Source organism: Tissierella simiarum (assembly GCF_018917865.1).
GTDB lineage: Bacteria > Bacillota > Clostridia > Tissierellales > Tissierellaceae > Tissierella_C > Tissierella_C simiarum.
The window spans coordinates 149,395-168,700 of record NZ_JAHLPM010000006.1 but is presented as its reverse complement, the minus strand read 5'-3'; the positions used below and the strand labels follow the sequence as shown (position 1 = coordinate 168,700).

Here is a 19,306-nt window from a genome sequence, read left to right as displayed (position 1 = left end):
TATTTTGTATCTTTTAGGTATTTTATTGCTACATCCGCTATTCCCAATGTTTCTAATTATTTAAATTTTATAGAATATTCTTAATTTAGCAAATTATCTGCGTTTTGATTTTTAGCAACATATATTTTTCTCTTTTTATCGTTATCTTTTTAACATATATCGTCAAAAAAATAACAACATCTATATATATAATTAATACCATGAATTCAAGTATAAGTCAAGTTTATAATAGGTTATTTTTTATTGAATAAGAGCTTCTGAAACTTTATCATCAAAATAAATAAAAGAGAGTTCTTTCTGATAAAACTCTCTTTTTTATATAAAGAACTATATTTTTCTTATTCTGTCTACAGATATTGAATTCACTAATTATTTAATACAAACCAATCACTAAGCAATTTAAATTCCTTAAATCCTCTTTTTTTATATATATTATAAGCTAAAGTATTTTTAGTTATTATAGTTAAATAAATCTCATCTACATTTTTTAAATTTAAAAAATCTATGGCAGTTTCTAAAAGTCTTTTCCCATAACCTTTGCCTCTATAAAATTCTCTTAATCCCATATCAAATTCTCCTGCATTCCCTTCAATTTTACATTGAAGAAATCCTATACCTTTATTATCAGTCCCAACTATAAAAAAATGATTATTATCATCAGTTATTTCTATTTGTTCATCAATATCTTTTTCTGTTAATGTAGCTCCATGAGGCACTTCTTTAAAGGCATCATTATAAATCTCTAAATATTCATCCTTATTTTCCTCACATAGTGGAACTAAATGTAATGGAGTATGCTTTATCTTCCTATCCCTTAAGATCATTTTTATTGCTAAATATTGTTTATACATATTGAGAGAATTTAAGATTTTAATTATCTCTTCATTTCCAGTTCCCATATATATCTCATATGCTCCATAATTTTTAGCTATACCTTTAGCTTTATTCAATATCTCACTTACAATTAATTTTTTATTAGCTACATTTTCATCTATATCTAAATTAACTATATATGCAACCCCTTTTTCACTACATTCCTTTAATATTATCAATACCCTTCCTATAACATTGCCTTCATGAAGTTTAAAAATAACTCCCCTGCCTGAATCATATATTTCATCTCTAAACTGTTTATCCATTTCTTCAAAAGAATGCTTGTTATTCCCATTTCTATTTATAAATTCATATACTTTATCTATTTCAGCTTTATTTAATTCTAAATAATTTTTGAACACCAATCTCCCTCCGATACCTCTACTTATTCTTTTACCCAATAACTGCTACAATCCTTAGTTCTCTCTATGAAACCATATTCAATCAATCCTCTTCTTATTGTTGCATTATCATCATAAATTCTCTTCAATATCCTATTTATCTCCTTCTCTGAATAAATCTTTCCTCTTGAAAAATTCTTCATTATTTCTTCCAAAACTATAATCTTTTTCTTCTCTTTTGATGGGTATGTTTTTAAAGCTCCATTTTCATCCATATAATTTTTAATAACAGTTTGTTTTTCTTTATCTGTTATATTAAATCTGTCATCTAAAGCTGTGGCAGTTTTATGAGCATCACATATAATCCCCTTGTTAGTATTATTCAATTTATTATTGGTATCCTTTGCTAAAAGCTCCATTATTGCTAAGAACATCTTGGCTTGCTTTTCTTTTTCTCTGAGCTTAAAACGACGATTCCTTATAGTGGACGTGGCTATCCCTAACTTACTAGCTATCTCCTTATCAGAAAATCCTTGGGAAATCAATGTCAACAATTGTTTTTGAGCTTCTGTTATACCTGTAAAACTTGTATTCATATTAAGTAAATATCCAATCATTGATTCATGCTTTTCTTCTACATGCAGTTCTACAGTTTTTTTAGAATCGTATAGCTGCGAATCAACAGTATATATTCTGCCTTTAATATACTCTTCTCCACAAACTATACATTTAAACCTATCTCCATATTCTACGTATCCTTTTTTTATTTCATCAATATTAGCATTCCAAAATAATTCATTCAATTTAGTCTCCATAACTTTAATCACCTACCAATTTATTTATAATACAATTATATAGATAGAGTATTATTTTGTCTATATAATTGTAAACTTATTATGTTTTTGTTTATATCGATTTGATTGTAGATCACAGTTTTAAGGTTACTAGAATACCATAAATCTATATTATGGATTTTTTTACTTTTAAATACTATTGACATTTTATGTTAAAAGTTTAAAATAAAATAGTAATTTTTTGTTAATCATAGAGAAGGGAAATGGTGATTATGAAGAAGTTTGAAATACCTTTTAATTTTGATATTGAACTGTTAAATTTTTTAGATAATAATATTGATAAAAATTGGATTGAATTTCTATTTTTATCTCTTTTTAGAGAAGATAGCTTCAATGCCAGAAGCCATGTAGAAAATGTAGAAGTAAATGGTTGGATTTATAAAGTACCAGAAACAAGAAATGAGTATACAAAATATATTGAGGAAATACAACTTAGAGGATATAGACCTGCTATCCTGCTACAAGCCCCTAATCCAATTGCAAAAGAAAAATTGAATTATTATTTTAATTTAGGAATAAAAGATTTCATAGTAAATAATGATAGTCTTGCCTTGTATATAAAAAATAAGAATCCTAATTATAACTTAGTAGCTTCTATAACCAAAATACTTAGTGCCAATGACATTGCTGAAAATGACTATTCTATGTATGATAAAATTGTACTTCATTTTCCATTTAATAGAGCATTATGCAGACTAAAAGAACTACCTCAGCAATATAACTATACAATACTTGTCAACTCCTATTGTTCCTATAACTGTATGGAAGCTAAGAACCATTGGTATAGTACTTCTGAAAATGTACACAATGTAAACTGTACTAAGAATCTTAATAAAGATAAGTTAGTATATATTCCCCCTGAATATATACATCTCTTTGAACCTTATGTCTCAAGCTTTAAACTTCAAGGAAGGGAATATCCTACATCCGTATTAGCTAATGAAATATATTATTACTATAATAGACTTCACAACCCTATGGCGGGAGCTATATATAATAGATTAAGTCCCTTTAATGAACAAGAATATTTTAATCAAGCTAAAAACTTAAGCTTCGTAATCAACAATAATTTTACTCCTAAAAATCCAACATCACCAAATTCTCCTAAAGAGTTTAAGACCCCTGCTTAATCTCCAATTTAAAACTCTAGCCATTAATTATGCTAGAGTTTTAAAAGTAATCTATGTATTAAAGATACTGTTTATTATAATGAAAATAGGATTATGATTATACAGATATTTAGTTATAGTAGATTCTTCAAGATACTTTAATATCATGTTATTATTAACTAGTCCTATTAAAAATGTTAATAGAGTAAGGCTAATAAATATTAGTATCAATCCTTTTATGGAGCCAAATATCATTCCTCCAAAACTATTGACTTCATTAAGTACAGGAAGAGAAACAATATTGTCTATTATTCTACTTATAATAGATAATACAATCATAGCTGCGAAAAAAACGGCTACAAAACTAATTAGATCCATAAGTGTTTTTGCAAGAGCATCTGAAATGATATCATTTAATCCACCCATTGTTTTGACACTATGTCTTGTAATTAAGTTCCCTTCCATTAAAATCTTTTCTAATTGACTAGGAAGATTTAGTGCTTTAAAAATAGTTTTGTTTATAGTCGCTCCATTATATGCCATAGTCTCTTGAGCCATATTTTGTATTCTATCACCTATAAAATTTTTCACTATATTTATCATATTCGTATTATTTAAGATATAATTCGATAAACGTGGAGAATAGTACTTTGCTGCAATTCCTGACAATATATATTGAAGCATACCAAATGCTGATAATACCAATCCTTTTCTCCATCCACTAATACTATATATTATTAAAATCAAGATAACAGCTATATCTAGCACTATAATATCTCCCTCCTATTCTATCTTTTCTATTATGTCCTACTCTTATTTTATGAAAGAGCTTGTCTTTTTAATATTAAATTTATTATGTTTATTTATTTCCTTATTATTACTTTTTAGTATATAAACCCATATCTGCAAATCCTACCTTTATGCCTCCAACTTTATCACCCGTTTTTTCAACTTCAAAAATTAACTCACCATAACTTGACACATCTAAATTTATATCTAAAGGTTTAGTATTATATTTTATAGTATCTGATGTATAAAGCAATGTTTTATCACCATATATTTTTAAAACTATATTCCCCGTAGAACCGCTATCTTGCCAAACAACAATTTTACCTTTTAGAAAATCATATTTCTTATCTAAATTATATGATAAATATCCTTTATAGCTCTTTGCATTTTCATCTATCCGAACAGCCTTAGTATATGTATTTAACTGATTATCAATCAATGGACCTCTATTGTTAATACAATATCCCCACCAATCATCCATTCTTGCATCATCAATTCTTTTTGCTTGACTATAATTTGATGCTTCAATCCATGTTATGGAATCATCAGCTATAGATTTTGATGAATTTAGCTCTTTAGAACCTGCAATAATAGGATTAGCAAAAATATTATACTCAACATCACTTGCTTTCTCAGCTTCAAATACGGCCCTATAGTTTCCATCTTTTAAATCAATCTCAATAGTTTCATTAACATTATTTCCAGACTTTTCATATACTATTTCGTTACTATCTGAATAAATATAAAACCCCACTTCTCCACTTTTACATTTAAAATCCAAATGTAAACTTATCCTATTATTACCTTCAATTTCAAAGTATTTGTTGCTTTTAAATATAGATGCATATGAGAATCTATCTTTTAATGCAAATAATTCATTATATTTTATATTATCACCTATTATACTCTCCATATATGCATTTACATTCTTCTTTAAATCATTTCCTTTATTAGGCTCTACAAAAGTTGCTCCAGACACTACTGCAACAGTAGATACAATAATAGATAAAATAATTGGAACAACTAATGCCTTCTTAGTAATCCCTTGAAATTTCATAATAATCGACAACCTTTCTTTCAAAATCTCCTTATCCCTATACATAGTAGGAACAAATAAGTCATTTTCACGACCTTTATTCTCAGCAATTTTTAAAAGTACATTACCATAGGCCTTACGCTGGTCTTTATTTAAATTTCTTACAACCATTTCATCACAAGAAAGTTCACAAACCTTGTTAATCTCATTTCTAACTAAATAAATAATAGGATTAAACCAATGAATGCTTACAGTAAAATTAATAATCCACCTTATTATTAAATCTAATTTCTTATAATGTGTTAGTTCATGTTTATAAATATAATTAAGTTCGTCCATTGAGTATTCTTCACAAGGCAGCAATACTTTCGTTCTAAATATGCCTACCAACATAGGCGTTGAGATATGAGAATTTTTAGATAACCAAAATTCCCGCTTTATATTTAAATCTTTTTTACAATCTTCTAAAACGGAAAAATAATATTGATTTTCTATCCGCTTATTATTTTTTCTTATGTTTCTTATAAATACAATATAGAAAGTTATATTTAATCCAAAGGATACAATAAATCCAATGGTCCATAAAATCCAAATATTATCAAACAATTTTTCTATATAATTAGTCTTACTTTCAATTATATGTATATTGCTTATTATATTGGATTCATTGTCATTATCTATAGCTGCATCCTTTCTTTCACTAATATTATAATTAGACGTAGTGAGAGATATTAATTGTATAGGTAAATCACTTTTAACATAATTGACCTTATTGACTTTAGGAAATACTGGTACTAAAAATCTTAAAATAACTATCAGCCATATATAATACTGCCACGACTTAGAAATTTTGTTTTTTACCATAAGATTAATAGAAAATACAATAATAGATAGAACGCTTCCTAATATTGAAAGAAAAAATATTGTCCTCATAAAATCACTCATCATCCATTCCCTCCATAAAATAATCCCTTAATTCTTTTAAGTCATCTTCATTTAACTTATTCCTATCACATAGGGATAAAACATAGTTTTTTAAGCTTCCATTATATAATTTATCAACTAAGGTTTGCGTTTGATAGTCTGCATATTCTTGTTCGGTTACTAGGGGAGTATAATAGAAAAGTTCTTTCTTCTCACAGGCAATCACTTCTTTATCTGTAAGCCTTTTTATTAAAGTAAGGACTGTTGACTTCTTCCAGTTTTTTTGCTCTTGTAGTATTTTCCTAATTTCAGGTGCTGTCATAGGCCTTTTACTGTTCCATAATATTTGCATTATCTCTAGTTCTGATTCTGATATTCTATTTGACTTATTCATATTAACCTCCTAACATGAGTTTACAAATGTAACATCTAACTAGATGTTACATTTGTAAACTCGAAATGTCAAGAGTTATTTACTTTCTAAATCTTCGATAAACTTTATTGAAGCAGGTGATAAAGATACACTCTTTAGAAAACAAACACCTATACTTCTTTTTGGTATTTCGTCTACTATTTCTACCTCATACAACAAATTATTTTTCAAATATTCTTGTGAAAATTCTTTAATAACACAGGATATGCCTAGATTAATCTTAGCAAATTCCAAGAGTAAATCATGAGATCCAAGCTCAATCTCTGGTTCAATTTTTACTCCTTTTGATAAAATATATTTTTCTACATATTGCCTTGAGTTTGACTTAGGTTCAAGTAGTATTAGTGGAAATTCTGCTAGCTCTTTAAAACTTAATGGAGCAGAAATTCTATCTTTATACTTTTCTCCACAAACAAAAATATCATGAATATCCATACATGTTCTTATTTCTAAAGAAGAATCTTTAATGGGTAGATTACAAATTGCAATATCAACTTCTCCTGATTTTAATATAGTACAAAGTTCTAAGGTGGTACGATTTACAATTTTTAATTTAATATTTGGATATTTATTATGAAACCTTTCTAAATAAGGCAATAAAAAATAACGTGAAATAGTATCTCCAACACCTATCTTTAATTCTCCAGCCATTAAATTTTTAGACTCCATAAGCTTTTTTTCACCTATGTTAATTAAGTTAATGGCTGAATTTATATATTCAAATAAGAGCTCTCCTTCATTTGTAAGAATTACTCCTCTAGGAGTTCGTGTAAAAAGACGTATCTCTAATTCATTTTCAAGCTGCATCATAGCTTGGCTAACAGCTGGCTGTGTCATATATAGAGATTCTGCAGCTTTAGAAAAATTTTGGCATTTAGCTACTTCACAAAAAATTTTATATAAATCTAGTTTAACGGCCACATAAGCACTCCTTATATCTAATATTATATCTATTTATTTTACTTATACCATAAAGTAGTATATATTACAAGAGTAAGGTAAATATTGAATCCAAAATAAAATAATTAAGGGGAGATCTCAATGGAAAGAATAGTAGGAACTGTTGTTAGAGGCCTTCGTGCCCCAATAATTAGTCAAGGAGACAATATCAGAGAAATAGTTGTAAACAGTGTATTGAAAGCTTCAGAAATAGAAGGCTTTTCTATTAATGAAAAAGACGTTGTTGCTGTAACTGAATCTGTAGTTGCTCGTGCCCAAGGAAACTATGCAACTATTGATGCCATTGCAAAAGATGTAAGCTCGAAGTTCGGTAAGAAAACTATCGGAGTAATATTTCCTATTCTAAGTCGTAATCGTTTTGCTATTTGTCTTCGTGGTATTGCAAAAGGAGCTAAGAAAATCGTATTAATGCTTAGCTATCCTTCTGATGAAGTAGGTAATCATTTAGTAGACATAGATATGCTTGATGAAAAAGGTGTAAATCCCTGGACAGATGTTTTAACAGAAAAGGAGTTTCGTGATCATTTTGGATATAACAAGCATACTTTTACTGGTGTTGACTATATTGAGTATTATAAATCTTTAATTCAAGAATATGGTGTTGAATGTGAAATCATCTTTTCTAACAATCCAAAAACGATTCTTAATTATACAAAAAATGTTCTTACTTGTGATATTCATACAAGATTTAGAACTAAGAAAATTTTAAAGTCAAATGGGGGAGAAAAAATTTACAGCCTTGATGATATATTATCAAAACCCATCGATGGCAGTGGATATAACGAAACTTATGGTCTTCTAGGTTCAAATAAGGCAACAGAAGACAGTATAAAACTTTTCCCAAGAGACTGCCAACCTATTGTTGATAATATCCAAACCCTTATTAAAGAAAAGACTGGTAAGACCGTTGAAGTTATGATCTATGGAGACGGTGCATTTAAAGATCCTGTAGGAAAGATCTGGGAACTTGCTGACCCAATTGTGTCACCAGCTTATACAAAAGGGCTTGAGGGTACACCTAATGAAATTAAATTAAAGTATCTTGCAGATAACAATTTTGCCCATTTAAAAGGTGAAGAACTTAAAAAAGCTGTATCCGAATATATTAAAAATAAAGAGTCAGACCTTGTAGGCAATATGGAGGCACAAGGTACTACTCCTAGAAAGCTTACCGACCTTATAGGCTCTCTCTGTGACTTAACTTCAGGAAGTGGAGATAAAGGGACTCCTATTATATACATCCAAAATTATTTTGATAATTATACGAAATAATAACTAATTCATATTTCTCTTTAAGTAAGAATCTTTATTTAGAAAGTCATTTGTCTTGAAATCTAATTGTATTTTGGTTAAAATTATAATTAGATTTTAGGTATTAAAAATAAGTTATTTACTTATTTTTAATTGAGAAAGGAAGAAAATTCTATGTTTACTCCCATTAAGAATACAACAGTTTCCGAAAAAGTTATAGAACAGATAAAAGAAATGCTTTCTAAGGGAACTCTTAATAAAGGTGATAAATTGCCTTCTGAAAGACAAATGGCAGAGAGATTACAAGTAAGTAGAACTTCTGTAAGAGAAGCTCTAAAAGAATTAGAAATAATGGGTCTTATAGAATCTAGGCAGGGAGAAGGAAATTTTATAAAAAGTAATTTTGAAGATATATTATTTGAACCTTTTTCTACAATATTCCTAATCAAAGAAAGTAATGCTGAGGAAATACTAGAACTTAGGAAGGTTATAGAAAAAGGAGCTGTTACATTAGCCGCACAGCGAATAACCGATGAGGAATTAGAAGAAATTAAAAAAGTTTTAGATGCAGCAGAAAACTCAGACTCTGAAGACGAGTTAGCAAAACTAGATGTACTTCTTCACTATAAAATAGCACAAGCTAGCAAAAATTTTCTTCTACAAAGCATATTAAATGCCGTTTCTTCTCTTATTGAAGCTTCTATAAAAGATATAAGGAAGAATATAATGGTCAAAGAACAACATAAAGATGTAATTAAAAAACAACATAATTCAATCTACGAAGCCTTGAAAAATCATGATACTGAAACTGCAGAAAATGCAATGTCAAATCATCTTGATTTTGTTAATAATGAAATGAAAAAATCTATATCATAAAAAGTCGTCTTTATCAAGTAAAGACGACTTTTTAATATTAGGTTATACTATCATTTTTTCTTGTAAAAATGATTTATTTAAAACATCTTCTAACGTATTAGCAGATATCTTTAATTTTTGAACTTCATCATCACTTAAAGATACCTTCAATGCTTTTTCAACGCCATTTCTTCCCACAATAGCTGGAACTCCTAAATAAATATCATTTATACCATAATAATCATTGAGTAAAGTAGATACTGGTAATATACATTTTTCATCTCCTAATATAGCTTCAACAATACGTTTTACTGCTAAACCTATAGCATAAAAAGTTGCACCTTTTCTATTTATAACTTCATAAGCAGCATTCTTAACGTTTTCATGAATTTCAGTTCTAACCACATCGTCATATCTACAATTTATTTCTTTAGCATATTGATCTATTTTTATACCTTGTATATTAGTTAAACTCCAAGAAACAAACTCTGTATCCCCATGTTCCCCCATTATATAAGTTTGTACATCTCTTGCATCTACACCTAATCTTTTACTTATTTCATATTTAAGTCTTGATGTATCTAAAACAGTTCCAGATCCAATAACTCTTTCTTTAGGAAATCCTGATAACTCATAAGCTACATAGCTTAATATATCAACTGGATTAGAAACTACTAATAGAATAGAATTTGGGCTATATTTAACTACCTGTGGAATTATTGATTCAAATATTTTTATATTTTTATTTACAAGATCTATTCTTGTTTCGCCAGGTTTTTGCGCAGCTCCTGCAGTTATCACAACAATATCCGAATCTTTAGTATCTTTATAATCTCCTGCTTTTATATTAACAGGTTTTATAAATCCAGCTCCATGGCTTAAGTCTAATACTTCTCCTTCAGTTTTAAGCTTATTAACATCTACTATTACTAAGTCCGTAGCTAACCCTGCCATAATTAATGCATAAGCAGTAGTTGAGCCTACCGCTCCTGCTCCTATAATTGATATTTTAGCACATTTCTTTCCTTTACTCATTTAAACCATCCTTTCAAAATAATAATAAATTTTAAAAATAAAAATTAGGTGACTATTATTATAATATTTTGGTTCATTGGTATACTGGTCGTACCAGTTTCTTTTATAATATCAAAATATTTTATTAATGTCTAGTATGATTATTTTATTATCAACTAAAACTTCCTATAAGAAATAACTTAAATGTGGCAAAATATAATTTTGAAGAAGTATTGACAAATATCATTTACAAATGTAAACTATATTTAACGTTTACGCTTGTAAACAATTTATCACTAGGAGGAGATTTATATGAATAATATCCCTAAAATATCTGAATCTGAGCTAGAGATTATGAAACTTTTGTGGAAGTCCAGCCCTTTATCCTCTAACGAAATAATAGACTCTCTATCAGATAGAACAGACTGGTCTAGTCAAACCATAAAGACTTTTATAAACAGGCTTCTTAATAAACAAGTCATAGATTTTGAAAAATCAAAAAAAAGCTATCTCTATTATCCTCTAATTTCTTATGATGAATATGTAAAAAAAGAAAATACGTCTTTTCTTGAAAGAGTTTATGATGGGGCTGTAGACATGTTTTTTTCAAAATTTCTAGAAGAAGAGAATTTATCTGAAAAAGAAATAGAACATCTTGAAGAAATTTTAAAACAGAAAAAACAATCTATAAATAATGAATCTGAAAATCCTAAGAAAAGGAAGTAGTTAATATGGCCATATTAGAGAAGACTTTTTTATGGGTTTTATATTCCTCATTAACAGCATCTGTTATTACATTGCTCATTCTTTTTATTAAGAAGCTTTTTAACAACAAACTTAGCCCTAGACTTCACCATGCTTTATGGTTTCTAGTATTAATAAGACTTCTACTGCCTTTTGTTCCAGAAAGTAACCTTAGTCTATTCAATCTTTCTATTAATAATCATAAAAGTTTAACTATATCTAGCCCTTTAGAACCAATATATTTAGATCAAGGACAAACAGATGAAAATAACAGTGAATTAGATGATATGAATCAAAATAAGGTAAATCAGAGCATATACTCCAAAGAAAATCCTTTAAAATATAAAAATCAGTCATTATCTTCCGATAAAGAAGACAATGTACTTCAAAAAATTATAAGGATATATTCATATATATGGTTACTAGGCTTTTTATCTGCATGTATCTTTATTCTATTGACTTTCTTAGGATTTAAGAAAAAGGCAGGTTTTTTCAAAAATATTAATCATCCTGCAGCTATAAGTACCTTAAATATATGTAAGGAGAGACTAGACGTAAATAAAAATATCCCAGTTTATTGTGGAAATACTTTTAAAACTCCTTTCATATATGGGCTTTTAAATCCTAAAATCTATCTTCCTAAAGATATTTTAGATACAATTGATGATAATCAGCTATTACATATATGCTTACATGAACTAGCTCACTATAAAAGGAAAGATTTATTTTATAATTTACTTGGAATAGCAACTATAACGATTCATTGGTTTAATCCTGTAGTATGGATTGCAATGAAAAAAATGAAAGCTGATAGGGAATTGGCATGTGATAGTTATGTATTAGAAATCCTTGGAGAAAATGAATCTATTTCTTATGGAATGACTATTATAAAGCTTTCTCAGATTGTTTCAAATAAAAGTTCTAAAAAAATACTTTTTACACATTTTTATGAGAATAAAAATCAAATCGAAAGGAGAATTACAATGATAAAAATGTTTAAGAAAGGCTCATATAGAGTATCTATTGTAGCCGTTATACTTCTTGTAATATTAGGAACTACAACTTTAACAAATGCTAAAGGTTCTGAAGTTAAAATCAATACAAACAAGGTAGACCCTCAAGGTCTTATAGAAAAAAAAGATAAGAAGTTTGTATTAGACGGTCCTACCAATAAATTTTTTAATAGCTTGGATAGAGCAAAAGATTTTATAGATTTCGAATTTAAAGTACCAGATTTTATCCCTGTTGGTTATAATTTTGATCGTGTAATTCTTGATAAGGATGATATAGTGAATATAAGTTTTAGGAATGAAAACAAGAAAAGTAGTTTTATTCTTTTAATTTCTCAAGAAAATATTATAGAAAATTTCAAAGCAAAAAAAGATGCGAAAAAGGATAATAAAAATATTAATCACAATATAGATATAAATCCAATGACTATTTCTAATGTAAATGTCTCTCATGTAATTAGTAAAATGTGGACAGATGATATAGATAGTACTGAATTTATAAATAAATATTTTATATGGAAAGATGAAGATGTATGGTATGGTATTAGATACTGCTTTGAATCTAAGAATTCAAAAGGAAAATCCTACTTAAATTATAGTCATATAGAAGATGATTTAGGTAAAATTATAACATCACTAAAATACCCTAAAGACATACAAAATATTAGTTATATATCAGAGAATTCTGTTAGCGAACATATAGACATATATGACGAAAAGGATTTAAAAAAAGCAGAAAAAATTATAGGGTTTGTTCCTAAATTTCCATTATCTTTACCTGGAAACTTTGTTCCTGTTTCATCACATACATCTGTTTCTATGTATAAAGGACAAGATAAATCTAGTACTCAGATAACTACCACGTTTAATTTAAAAGATCAGGATAATATTATACCTGCAATAGAATTCGAACAAACAAAAAATACATTCTATTATAACAACTTAGAACAAAAAAGGTATGTTGAAATAAAGCATCCTGATACAAACAAGACAGTTAATATTAAAGTAGATTCACTGATAATAGATAATATTAAAGTCTTTAAGTATGAAACAGAATTTAATTTAGAGGATGACATTGATGAGTTACACCAATATTATATATGGAAACAAGAAGATATTGTATATACAGCTAAATTTATTGGAAAAATGGATAACAAACAAGAAATAGTAAGGGCACTTATTAAAGCTGATTGATTCTTTTTCATAAAATGAAGCTAGTATAATGAGAGATGTTGTATGCATTTACCAAATGTATACAACGTCTGCTCTATAATAATAATAAAAGTTCCAACATTGTTATATAGCTCTACTTCTGATACTAAATCTGTAGTTAATCCATTCATAATTAATACATAATCAGTAGTTAGAACTACGGATTCTGCTCCTATAATTGATATTTTAACACATTTCTTTTCTTTACTCATTTAAACCATGTCTTCAAATAAATTTCTTATAAGAAATACCTTAAATATAAGAAGATATAACTTTAAAAAAGTATTGACAAATATCATTTACAGATGTAAACTATATTTAATGTTTACATCTGTAAACGATAAATGCTAGGAGGAAATTTATATGGCTAATATTCTTAAAATGTATGAAAAAGAAATAGAACATCTTGAAGAAATTTTAAAACAGAAAAAACAATCTATAAGTAATGAATCTAAAAATCCTAAGAAAAGGAAGTAGTTGATATGACCATATTAGAGAAGACTTTTTTATGGGTTTTATATTCTTCATTAACAGCATCTGTTATTACATTACTTGTTCTTTTTATTAAAAAGCTTTTTAACAACAAACTTAGCCCTAGGCTTCACCATGCTTTATGGTTTCTAGTATTGATACGACTTCTATTGCCTTTTGTTCCAGAAAGTAATCTTAGTCTATTCAATCTTTTTATTAACAACCATAAAAGTTTAACTATATCTAATCCTTTAGAACCAATATATTTAAATGAAGAACAAACAGATGATAATACTAGTGAGTTAGATGATACGAAACAAAATAAGGTAAATCAGAACATATACTTTAAAGAAAATCCTTCAAAGCATAAAAATCAACCATTATCTTCTGGCAAAGAAAGTAATATGCTTCAACAAATTATAAAAGTATGTTCATATATATGGCTAATAGGATTTTTATCTACATGCACCTGTATTTTATTGATTTTGTTAAGATTTAAGAAAAAAGCAGTTTTTTTTAAAAAGTCTAATCTCCCTAGAGCCATAAATGCCTTAAATATATGTAAAGAAAATTTAAATATAGATAGAAACATTCCAATTTATTATGGAAATACTTTTAAAACTCCTTTTATATATGGGCTCTTAAATCCTAAGATTTATCTTCCTCAAAATATTTTAGATACAATTGACGATAATCAACTACTACATATATGCTTACATGAACTAGCTCACTATAAAAGGAGGGATTTATTTTATAATTTACTTGGAATAACAGCCATAATTATTCACTGGTTTAATCCTATAGTATGGATTGCAATGAAAAAAATGAAAACTGATAGGGAATTGGCATGTGATAATTATGTATTAGAAATCCTTGGAGAAAACGAATCTATTCCTTATGGAATGACTATTATAAAGCTTTCTCAAATTATTTTAGATAAATATTCTAAGAAAACACTGTTTACACATTTTTATGAGAATAAAAACCAAATTGAAAGGAGAATTACAATGATAAAGATGTTTAAGAAAGGCTCATATAGAGCATCTATTGTAGCCGTTGCGCTTCTTGTAGTATTAGGAACTACAACTTTAACAAATGCTAAAGGACTTGAAGGTAAAATCAATACAGAAAAAGTATCCCCTCAAAGTATTATAGAAAATGAAGACAAGGAATTTACATTAGATAATCCTTCTAAAAGCTTTAACAACCTAGATAGAGCAAAAGATTTTGTAGATTTTAAATTTAAAGTACCAGACTTTATTCCATCAGGATATGAACTATATGATATAGATCTTGATAAAGATGATACATTGCGTATAGACTTTTGGACAAACATCCAATACAAAGAACATCACTTTAATTTTATAGTTTCTAAAAAAGATATTATACAAGAAATGAAGGAGATAACCAAAGATAAAGAATCTTCTGCTAATATTTATCGTATAAAGAGCAACAGTACAATAAAGGAAGAACCTATGCATATTGGTAATATAAAAGGTAATAGTATAGCAATTGATTGGAAAAATAACAATAGCAGTATAAAGAATCTTCATACCATATCTACTACCGATAAATACTTTGTATGGAAAGATAATGATATTTGGTATAGCATTCAATATTATGATTCAGGTGTTCTTTTTGACTCATCTTCCTATGTAAATGAAATTTCTAAAGATAATATACAAAAAATTATATCTTCAATTAAATATCCTGATGATACGAAAAATGTGAAGTATGTATCTAAAGCTTTTAAAAACTCATTGTATATATATGATAATAAAGATTTAAAAGAATCAGAAAAAATATTGGATTTTAAACCAAAGTTTCCTTTATCCTTACCTGAAGGATTTTATCCTACTTATTCTATGGTATCAGACTTTGCCTATTCAGAAGGGTCAAACCATTCAGAGCAAAGCATATGTATGGAAACAAGGTTTTCTCTAAAGGACGCTGAGCCTTTTACAGGAAAAATAGATTTTTCTCAAACAAAAAATAGATTCTTCTACGATATATTAGCAGAAAAAGGATATTTTGAAACAAAAGATCGTAGCACTAAAGAAATGAAAAAAATTGAAGTAGATGAACTTATGATAAACAATATAAAAGTTTTAACATATAAAGATGAACTTGATACTTATATTGGAAAAGTAAAATATACAAGTTATACATGGATGGAAAATGGTGTTGTTTATGAAGCTGAATTTACTTCGGATATAAAGAATAAAGAGGAAATAGTAAAAGCATTAATGATGTTTCCTACAAAATTATAAACCCATATTAAACTAAATTTAAAAGTGTATATTTCCTTGTAACCATGTTTCTCAAGGAAGTATACACTTTTTATAATAATATTCTAAATTTAAAAATTATCTATCAAGCAAAAGAAAGATTTCTAACATTGAATTTTTCATAAAAAAATGATATGTTAAACTTATAATAAGATTCCAAATTATTCAAATATTTGTTAGAAGGAGGAAAAGATGAAACTAGAAGTTAATAAAATTTATCATGGATTTAATCTATTAGAAGAATACGAGATAAAAGAGATACAATCAATAGCAAGAGTATTCATTCATGAAAAAAGTGGTGCAAGATTATTACATCTAGAAAATGCCGATGATAATAAAGTTTTTTCCATAGGATTTAGGACACCACCATCCGATAGTACAGGAGTACCTCATATTATTGAACACTCTGTTTTATCTGGCTCTAGGAAATACTTAACTAAAGAACCTTTTATGGACATGGCTAAAGGTTCTTTAAAAACTTTTCTCAATGCTATGACTTTTCCTGATAAAACCATATATCCTATAGCTAGTAGAAATGAAAAAGACTTTTTTAATTTAATGGATGTTTATTTAGATGCTGTTTTTTATCCAAAAATATACGATATTCCTGAGATCCTTATGCAAGAAGGATGGCACTATGAATTATACGATAAAAATGATGATATTACGTATAAAGGTGTTGTTTATAATGAAATGAAGGGAGCCTATTCATCGCCTGAAAGACTTCTATACCAAGAAATCACAAAATCCCTTTATCCTGATACTTGCTATCAATATTCTTCAGGAGGGGATCCAGATGTAATTCCTGAACTTACTTACGATGCATTTTTAGAATTTCATAGAAATTTCTATCATCCTGTAAATAGTTACATATATCTTTATGGAAATGGAAATATTGAAAAACAACTTGATTTCATAAATAAAAACTATCTATCAAATTTTGATAAAATCAATATAGATTCTCATGTTGAAATTCAAAAACCTTTTGAAAAGATGAAAGAAGTAGAAACTTATTATCCGATTTCAAAAGATGAGAATGATGAGAACTCTACTTATTTAAGCTTAAACTTTGTGCTAGGAGAATCTACTGATCCAGAAATTTATTTAATGAAGAGTATAATCAATCAGTTATTGATCGAATCCTCTGCAGCACCTCTTAAAAAATCATTAATAGATGCTGGAATCGGAGAAGATATACTTGCTATAACTAGTGGTGGGATACAGCCTAGTTTTGGTATTGTTGCTAAAAATACATCTTTAGATAAAAAGGAACAATTTAAAGAAGTGGTTTTTTCAACTCTTAAGAAACTGACTAAAGAAGGTATTGATAAAAAACTTATTGAAGCTTGTATTAATATAGCCGAATATGACCTACGGGAAGCCTCTAAGTATCCAACTAAAGGTATTATGTATAATAAGACTTGCTTAGATAGTTGGTTATATGATAGTCATCCTACAACACATATTCAATATGAAGAAACTATAAGAAATCTAAGATCAAAAATAGACACAAATTATTTCGAAAAATTTATTGAAGAACATATTATCAATAATAATCATAGTTCCCTAGTTATAATGAAGGGTAAAAAAGGCTTGGGAGATGAAAAAAGAAAGATATTAGAAAAAAAATTATCTGACTATAAAAATTCTCTTACTGATGAAGAGATTGAAACATTAATCCAAAAAAATACCAAACTTAAAGAAATGCAGTTATCTCCTGATACGCCAGAAGCTAAAGCTACTATTCCTAAGCTTCTAATATCCGACGTAGAACCTAAGGCTAAAGTCATTCCTCAAGAAATAATTAAAGATAAAGAGGTTACTATACTTTATCATGATATTTTTACAAGTAAAATCGCTTATGTAGATTTCTTATTTGATATAAGTATGGTTGATGAAGAGTTAATTCCTTATGTCAATCTTCTTACAGAAATTATAGGAAAAGTTGATACAGAAACAATGTCTTATTCCCAGCTTTCAAATGAAATATACGTAAACACTGGGGGTATTGATTTAGCTACAGAAGTATATATTGAAAATGGCAATGATAAGATATATTATCCTAAACTAATTATTAAAGGAAAAACTATAGGCGATAAAACAATTTCTTTTATAAACCTTGTTACAGAATTAATTACAGCTTCAAAAATAGAGGATGAAAAACGAATTAAAGAATTAATTCAACGAACTAAATCAAGACTAGAAATGTCTATATTTGATATGGGTCATCTTGTATCTTCAAAACGAACGGCTTCTTATTTTTCTCCAGGAGAAAGATATAAAGAGATTCTTAAAGGCTTAGATTTCTATTGGTTTATTTGTGATATTAATAATAACTTTGAAAACAATAGTGAAGAAATCTTATCTAATCTTAGAAAAGTTTATGATATGATATTTAACATTAATAATCTAATTATAAGTTTCACAGGAGCTAAAGATGATTTCCATATTACTAGAGAGAATCTACACTTTGTTACTTCAAAACTTAACACAGAGAAACTTGAGCCTAAATACTATAACTTTGTTGAAACGAAATTGAATGAAGGTATCCTTTCTTCTGCTAATGTTCAATATGTATCTAAAGGATATAACTTCAATACGCTTGGTTATAAATATCATGGTAATATGCTTGTTTTATCCACTATATTGAGTGCAGATTATCTTCATAATCGAATCAGAGCAAGAGGTGGTGCTTACGGTTGTGGCATAAGTTTTGAAAGGTCTGGCAATGTAACAGCTTTATCATATCGTGATCCTAACCTTAAAGAAACCATTGACGTTTATGATAGTATAGCTGATTATGTTAAAAATCTAAATTTAGATACAGATGATTTAACAAAATATATTATAGGAACTATAAGTAAATTAGATTATGCTACAACTCCTCATATGGAAAGCCAAATAGCAGTAAGAAACTATATTTGTCATATTAGTCAAAATGACATACAAAATGAAAGAAACGAGGTTTTAAGTACAAAACTTAGTGACATCGTATCTCTTTCACAACTTTTAGACGATATAATGAAAGAAAATTACTGCTGTGTATTGGGTAATGAAAACAAAATAAAAGAAAACGAATATATATTTAATAAACTTGTTCCATTAAAAAAATAGTATGATATATAATACGAAAATAAGGACT

Annotated in this window: 15 protein-coding genes; 7 read left to right on the top strand and 8 right to left on the bottom strand. The window is 27.7% G+C overall.

Annotated elements, in window-relative coordinates:
* Positions 1–365: 365 nt before the first annotated feature.
* Positions 366–1,235: a GNAT family N-acetyltransferase gene (locus tag KQI42_RS21670; protein ID WP_216518935.1), complete on the bottom strand. Its 870-nt coding sequence runs from the start codon at positions 1,233–1,235 to the stop codon at positions 366–368.
* 23 nt (positions 1,236–1,258) lie between these two features.
* Positions 1,259–2,029, bottom strand: coding sequence for a DUF2087 domain-containing protein (locus KQI42_RS08845; protein WP_216518933.1), 771 nt, complete (start codon positions 2,027–2,029; stop codon positions 1,259–1,261).
* 251 nt (positions 2,030–2,280) lie between these two features.
* Between KQI42_RS08845 and KQI42_RS08840 the strand changes: the two genes are divergently transcribed.
* Positions 2,281–3,198: a hypothetical protein gene (locus KQI42_RS08840; protein ID WP_216518931.1), complete on the top strand. Its 918-nt coding sequence runs from the start codon at positions 2,281–2,283 to the stop codon at positions 3,196–3,198.
* 51 nt (positions 3,199–3,249) lie between these two features.
* Here KQI42_RS08840 and KQI42_RS08835 read toward each other — a convergent pair whose 3' ends face one another.
* The 4 genes from KQI42_RS08835 to KQI42_RS08820 all read right to left on the bottom strand — a co-directional run bounded on the left by KQI42_RS08835 (position 3,250) and on the right by KQI42_RS08820 (position 7,280).
* The gene (locus KQI42_RS08835) at positions 3,250–3,945 is read right to left on the bottom strand and encodes a CvpA family protein (RefSeq protein WP_216518929.1); all 696 of its coding nucleotides are present in this window, start codon (positions 3,943–3,945) and stop codon (positions 3,250–3,252) included.
* Positions 3,946–4,054: 109 nt separating this feature from the next.
* Positions 4,055–5,947, bottom strand: a complete 1,893-nt coding sequence (locus tag KQI42_RS08830) for a M56 family metallopeptidase (protein WP_216518927.1) — start codon at positions 5,945–5,947, stop codon at positions 4,055–4,057.
* Positions 5,940–6,320, bottom strand: coding sequence for a BlaI/MecI/CopY family transcriptional regulator (locus KQI42_RS08825; RefSeq protein WP_216518925.1), 381 nt, complete (start codon positions 6,318–6,320; stop codon positions 5,940–5,942). The genes KQI42_RS08830 and KQI42_RS08825 overlap by 8 nt, the downstream gene beginning before the upstream one ends.
* A 75-nt stretch (positions 6,321–6,395) precedes the next feature.
* A complete protein-coding gene (locus tag KQI42_RS08820; RefSeq protein ID WP_216518922.1) occupies positions 6,396–7,280 on the bottom strand; it encodes a LysR family transcriptional regulator in 885 nt (294 codons plus the stop codon).
* A 120-nt stretch (positions 7,281–7,400) separates the two neighbouring features.
* Between KQI42_RS08820 and KQI42_RS08815 the strand changes: the two genes are divergently transcribed.
* Positions 7,401–8,591 (top strand): coenzyme F420-0:L-glutamate ligase, encoded by a 1,191-nt coding sequence (locus tag KQI42_RS08815; protein WP_216518920.1) that lies wholly within the window; start codon positions 7,401–7,403, stop codon positions 8,589–8,591.
* A gap of 153 nt (positions 8,592–8,744) precedes the next feature.
* The gene (locus KQI42_RS08810) at positions 8,745–9,446 is read left to right on the top strand and encodes a FadR/GntR family transcriptional regulator (protein ID WP_216518919.1); all 702 of its coding nucleotides are present in this window, start codon (positions 8,745–8,747) and stop codon (positions 9,444–9,446) included.
* A gap of 42 nt (positions 9,447–9,488) precedes the next feature.
* Here the strand turns inward: KQI42_RS08810 and KQI42_RS08805 are convergent, their stop codons facing one another.
* A complete protein-coding gene (locus tag KQI42_RS08805; protein ID WP_216518917.1) occupies positions 9,489–10,460 on the bottom strand; it encodes an L-lactate dehydrogenase in 972 nt (323 codons plus the stop codon).
* Between the two features lie 291 nt (positions 10,461–10,751).
* On the opposite strand from KQI42_RS08805, the gene KQI42_RS08800 reads away from it, so the two are divergent.
* Positions 10,752–11,165, top strand: coding sequence for a BlaI/MecI/CopY family transcriptional regulator (locus tag KQI42_RS08800; protein WP_216518915.1), 414 nt, complete (start codon positions 10,752–10,754; stop codon positions 11,163–11,165).
* 5 nt (positions 11,166–11,170) lie between these two features.
* Positions 11,171–13,387, top strand: coding sequence for a M56 family metallopeptidase (locus KQI42_RS08795; protein ID WP_216518913.1), 2,217 nt, complete (start codon positions 11,171–11,173; stop codon positions 13,385–13,387).
* Positions 13,388–13,407: 20 nt separating this feature from the next.
* Here KQI42_RS08795 and KQI42_RS08790 read toward each other — a convergent pair whose 3' ends face one another.
* Entirely contained in the window at positions 13,408–13,617 is a 210-nt protein-coding gene (locus tag KQI42_RS08790) for a hypothetical protein (RefSeq protein ID WP_216518911.1), read from the bottom strand.
* A 270-nt stretch (positions 13,618–13,887) separates the two neighbouring features.
* On the opposite strand from KQI42_RS08790, the gene KQI42_RS08785 reads away from it, so the two are divergent.
* Together KQI42_RS08785 and KQI42_RS08780 are read left to right on the top strand one after the other, a co-directional pair.
* Positions 13,888–16,146 carry a M56 family metallopeptidase gene (locus KQI42_RS08785; protein WP_216518909.1) on the top strand — a complete coding sequence of 753 codons (2,259 nt, stop codon included), beginning with the start codon at positions 13,888–13,890 and terminating at the stop codon, positions 16,144–16,146.
* A gap of 210 nt (positions 16,147–16,356) precedes the next feature.
* Positions 16,357–19,278 carry an insulinase family protein gene (locus KQI42_RS08780; RefSeq protein WP_216518907.1) on the top strand — a complete coding sequence of 974 codons (2,922 nt, stop codon included), beginning with the start codon at positions 16,357–16,359 and terminating at the stop codon, positions 19,276–19,278.
* The last annotated feature ends 28 nt before the right edge of the window (positions 19,279–19,306 follow it).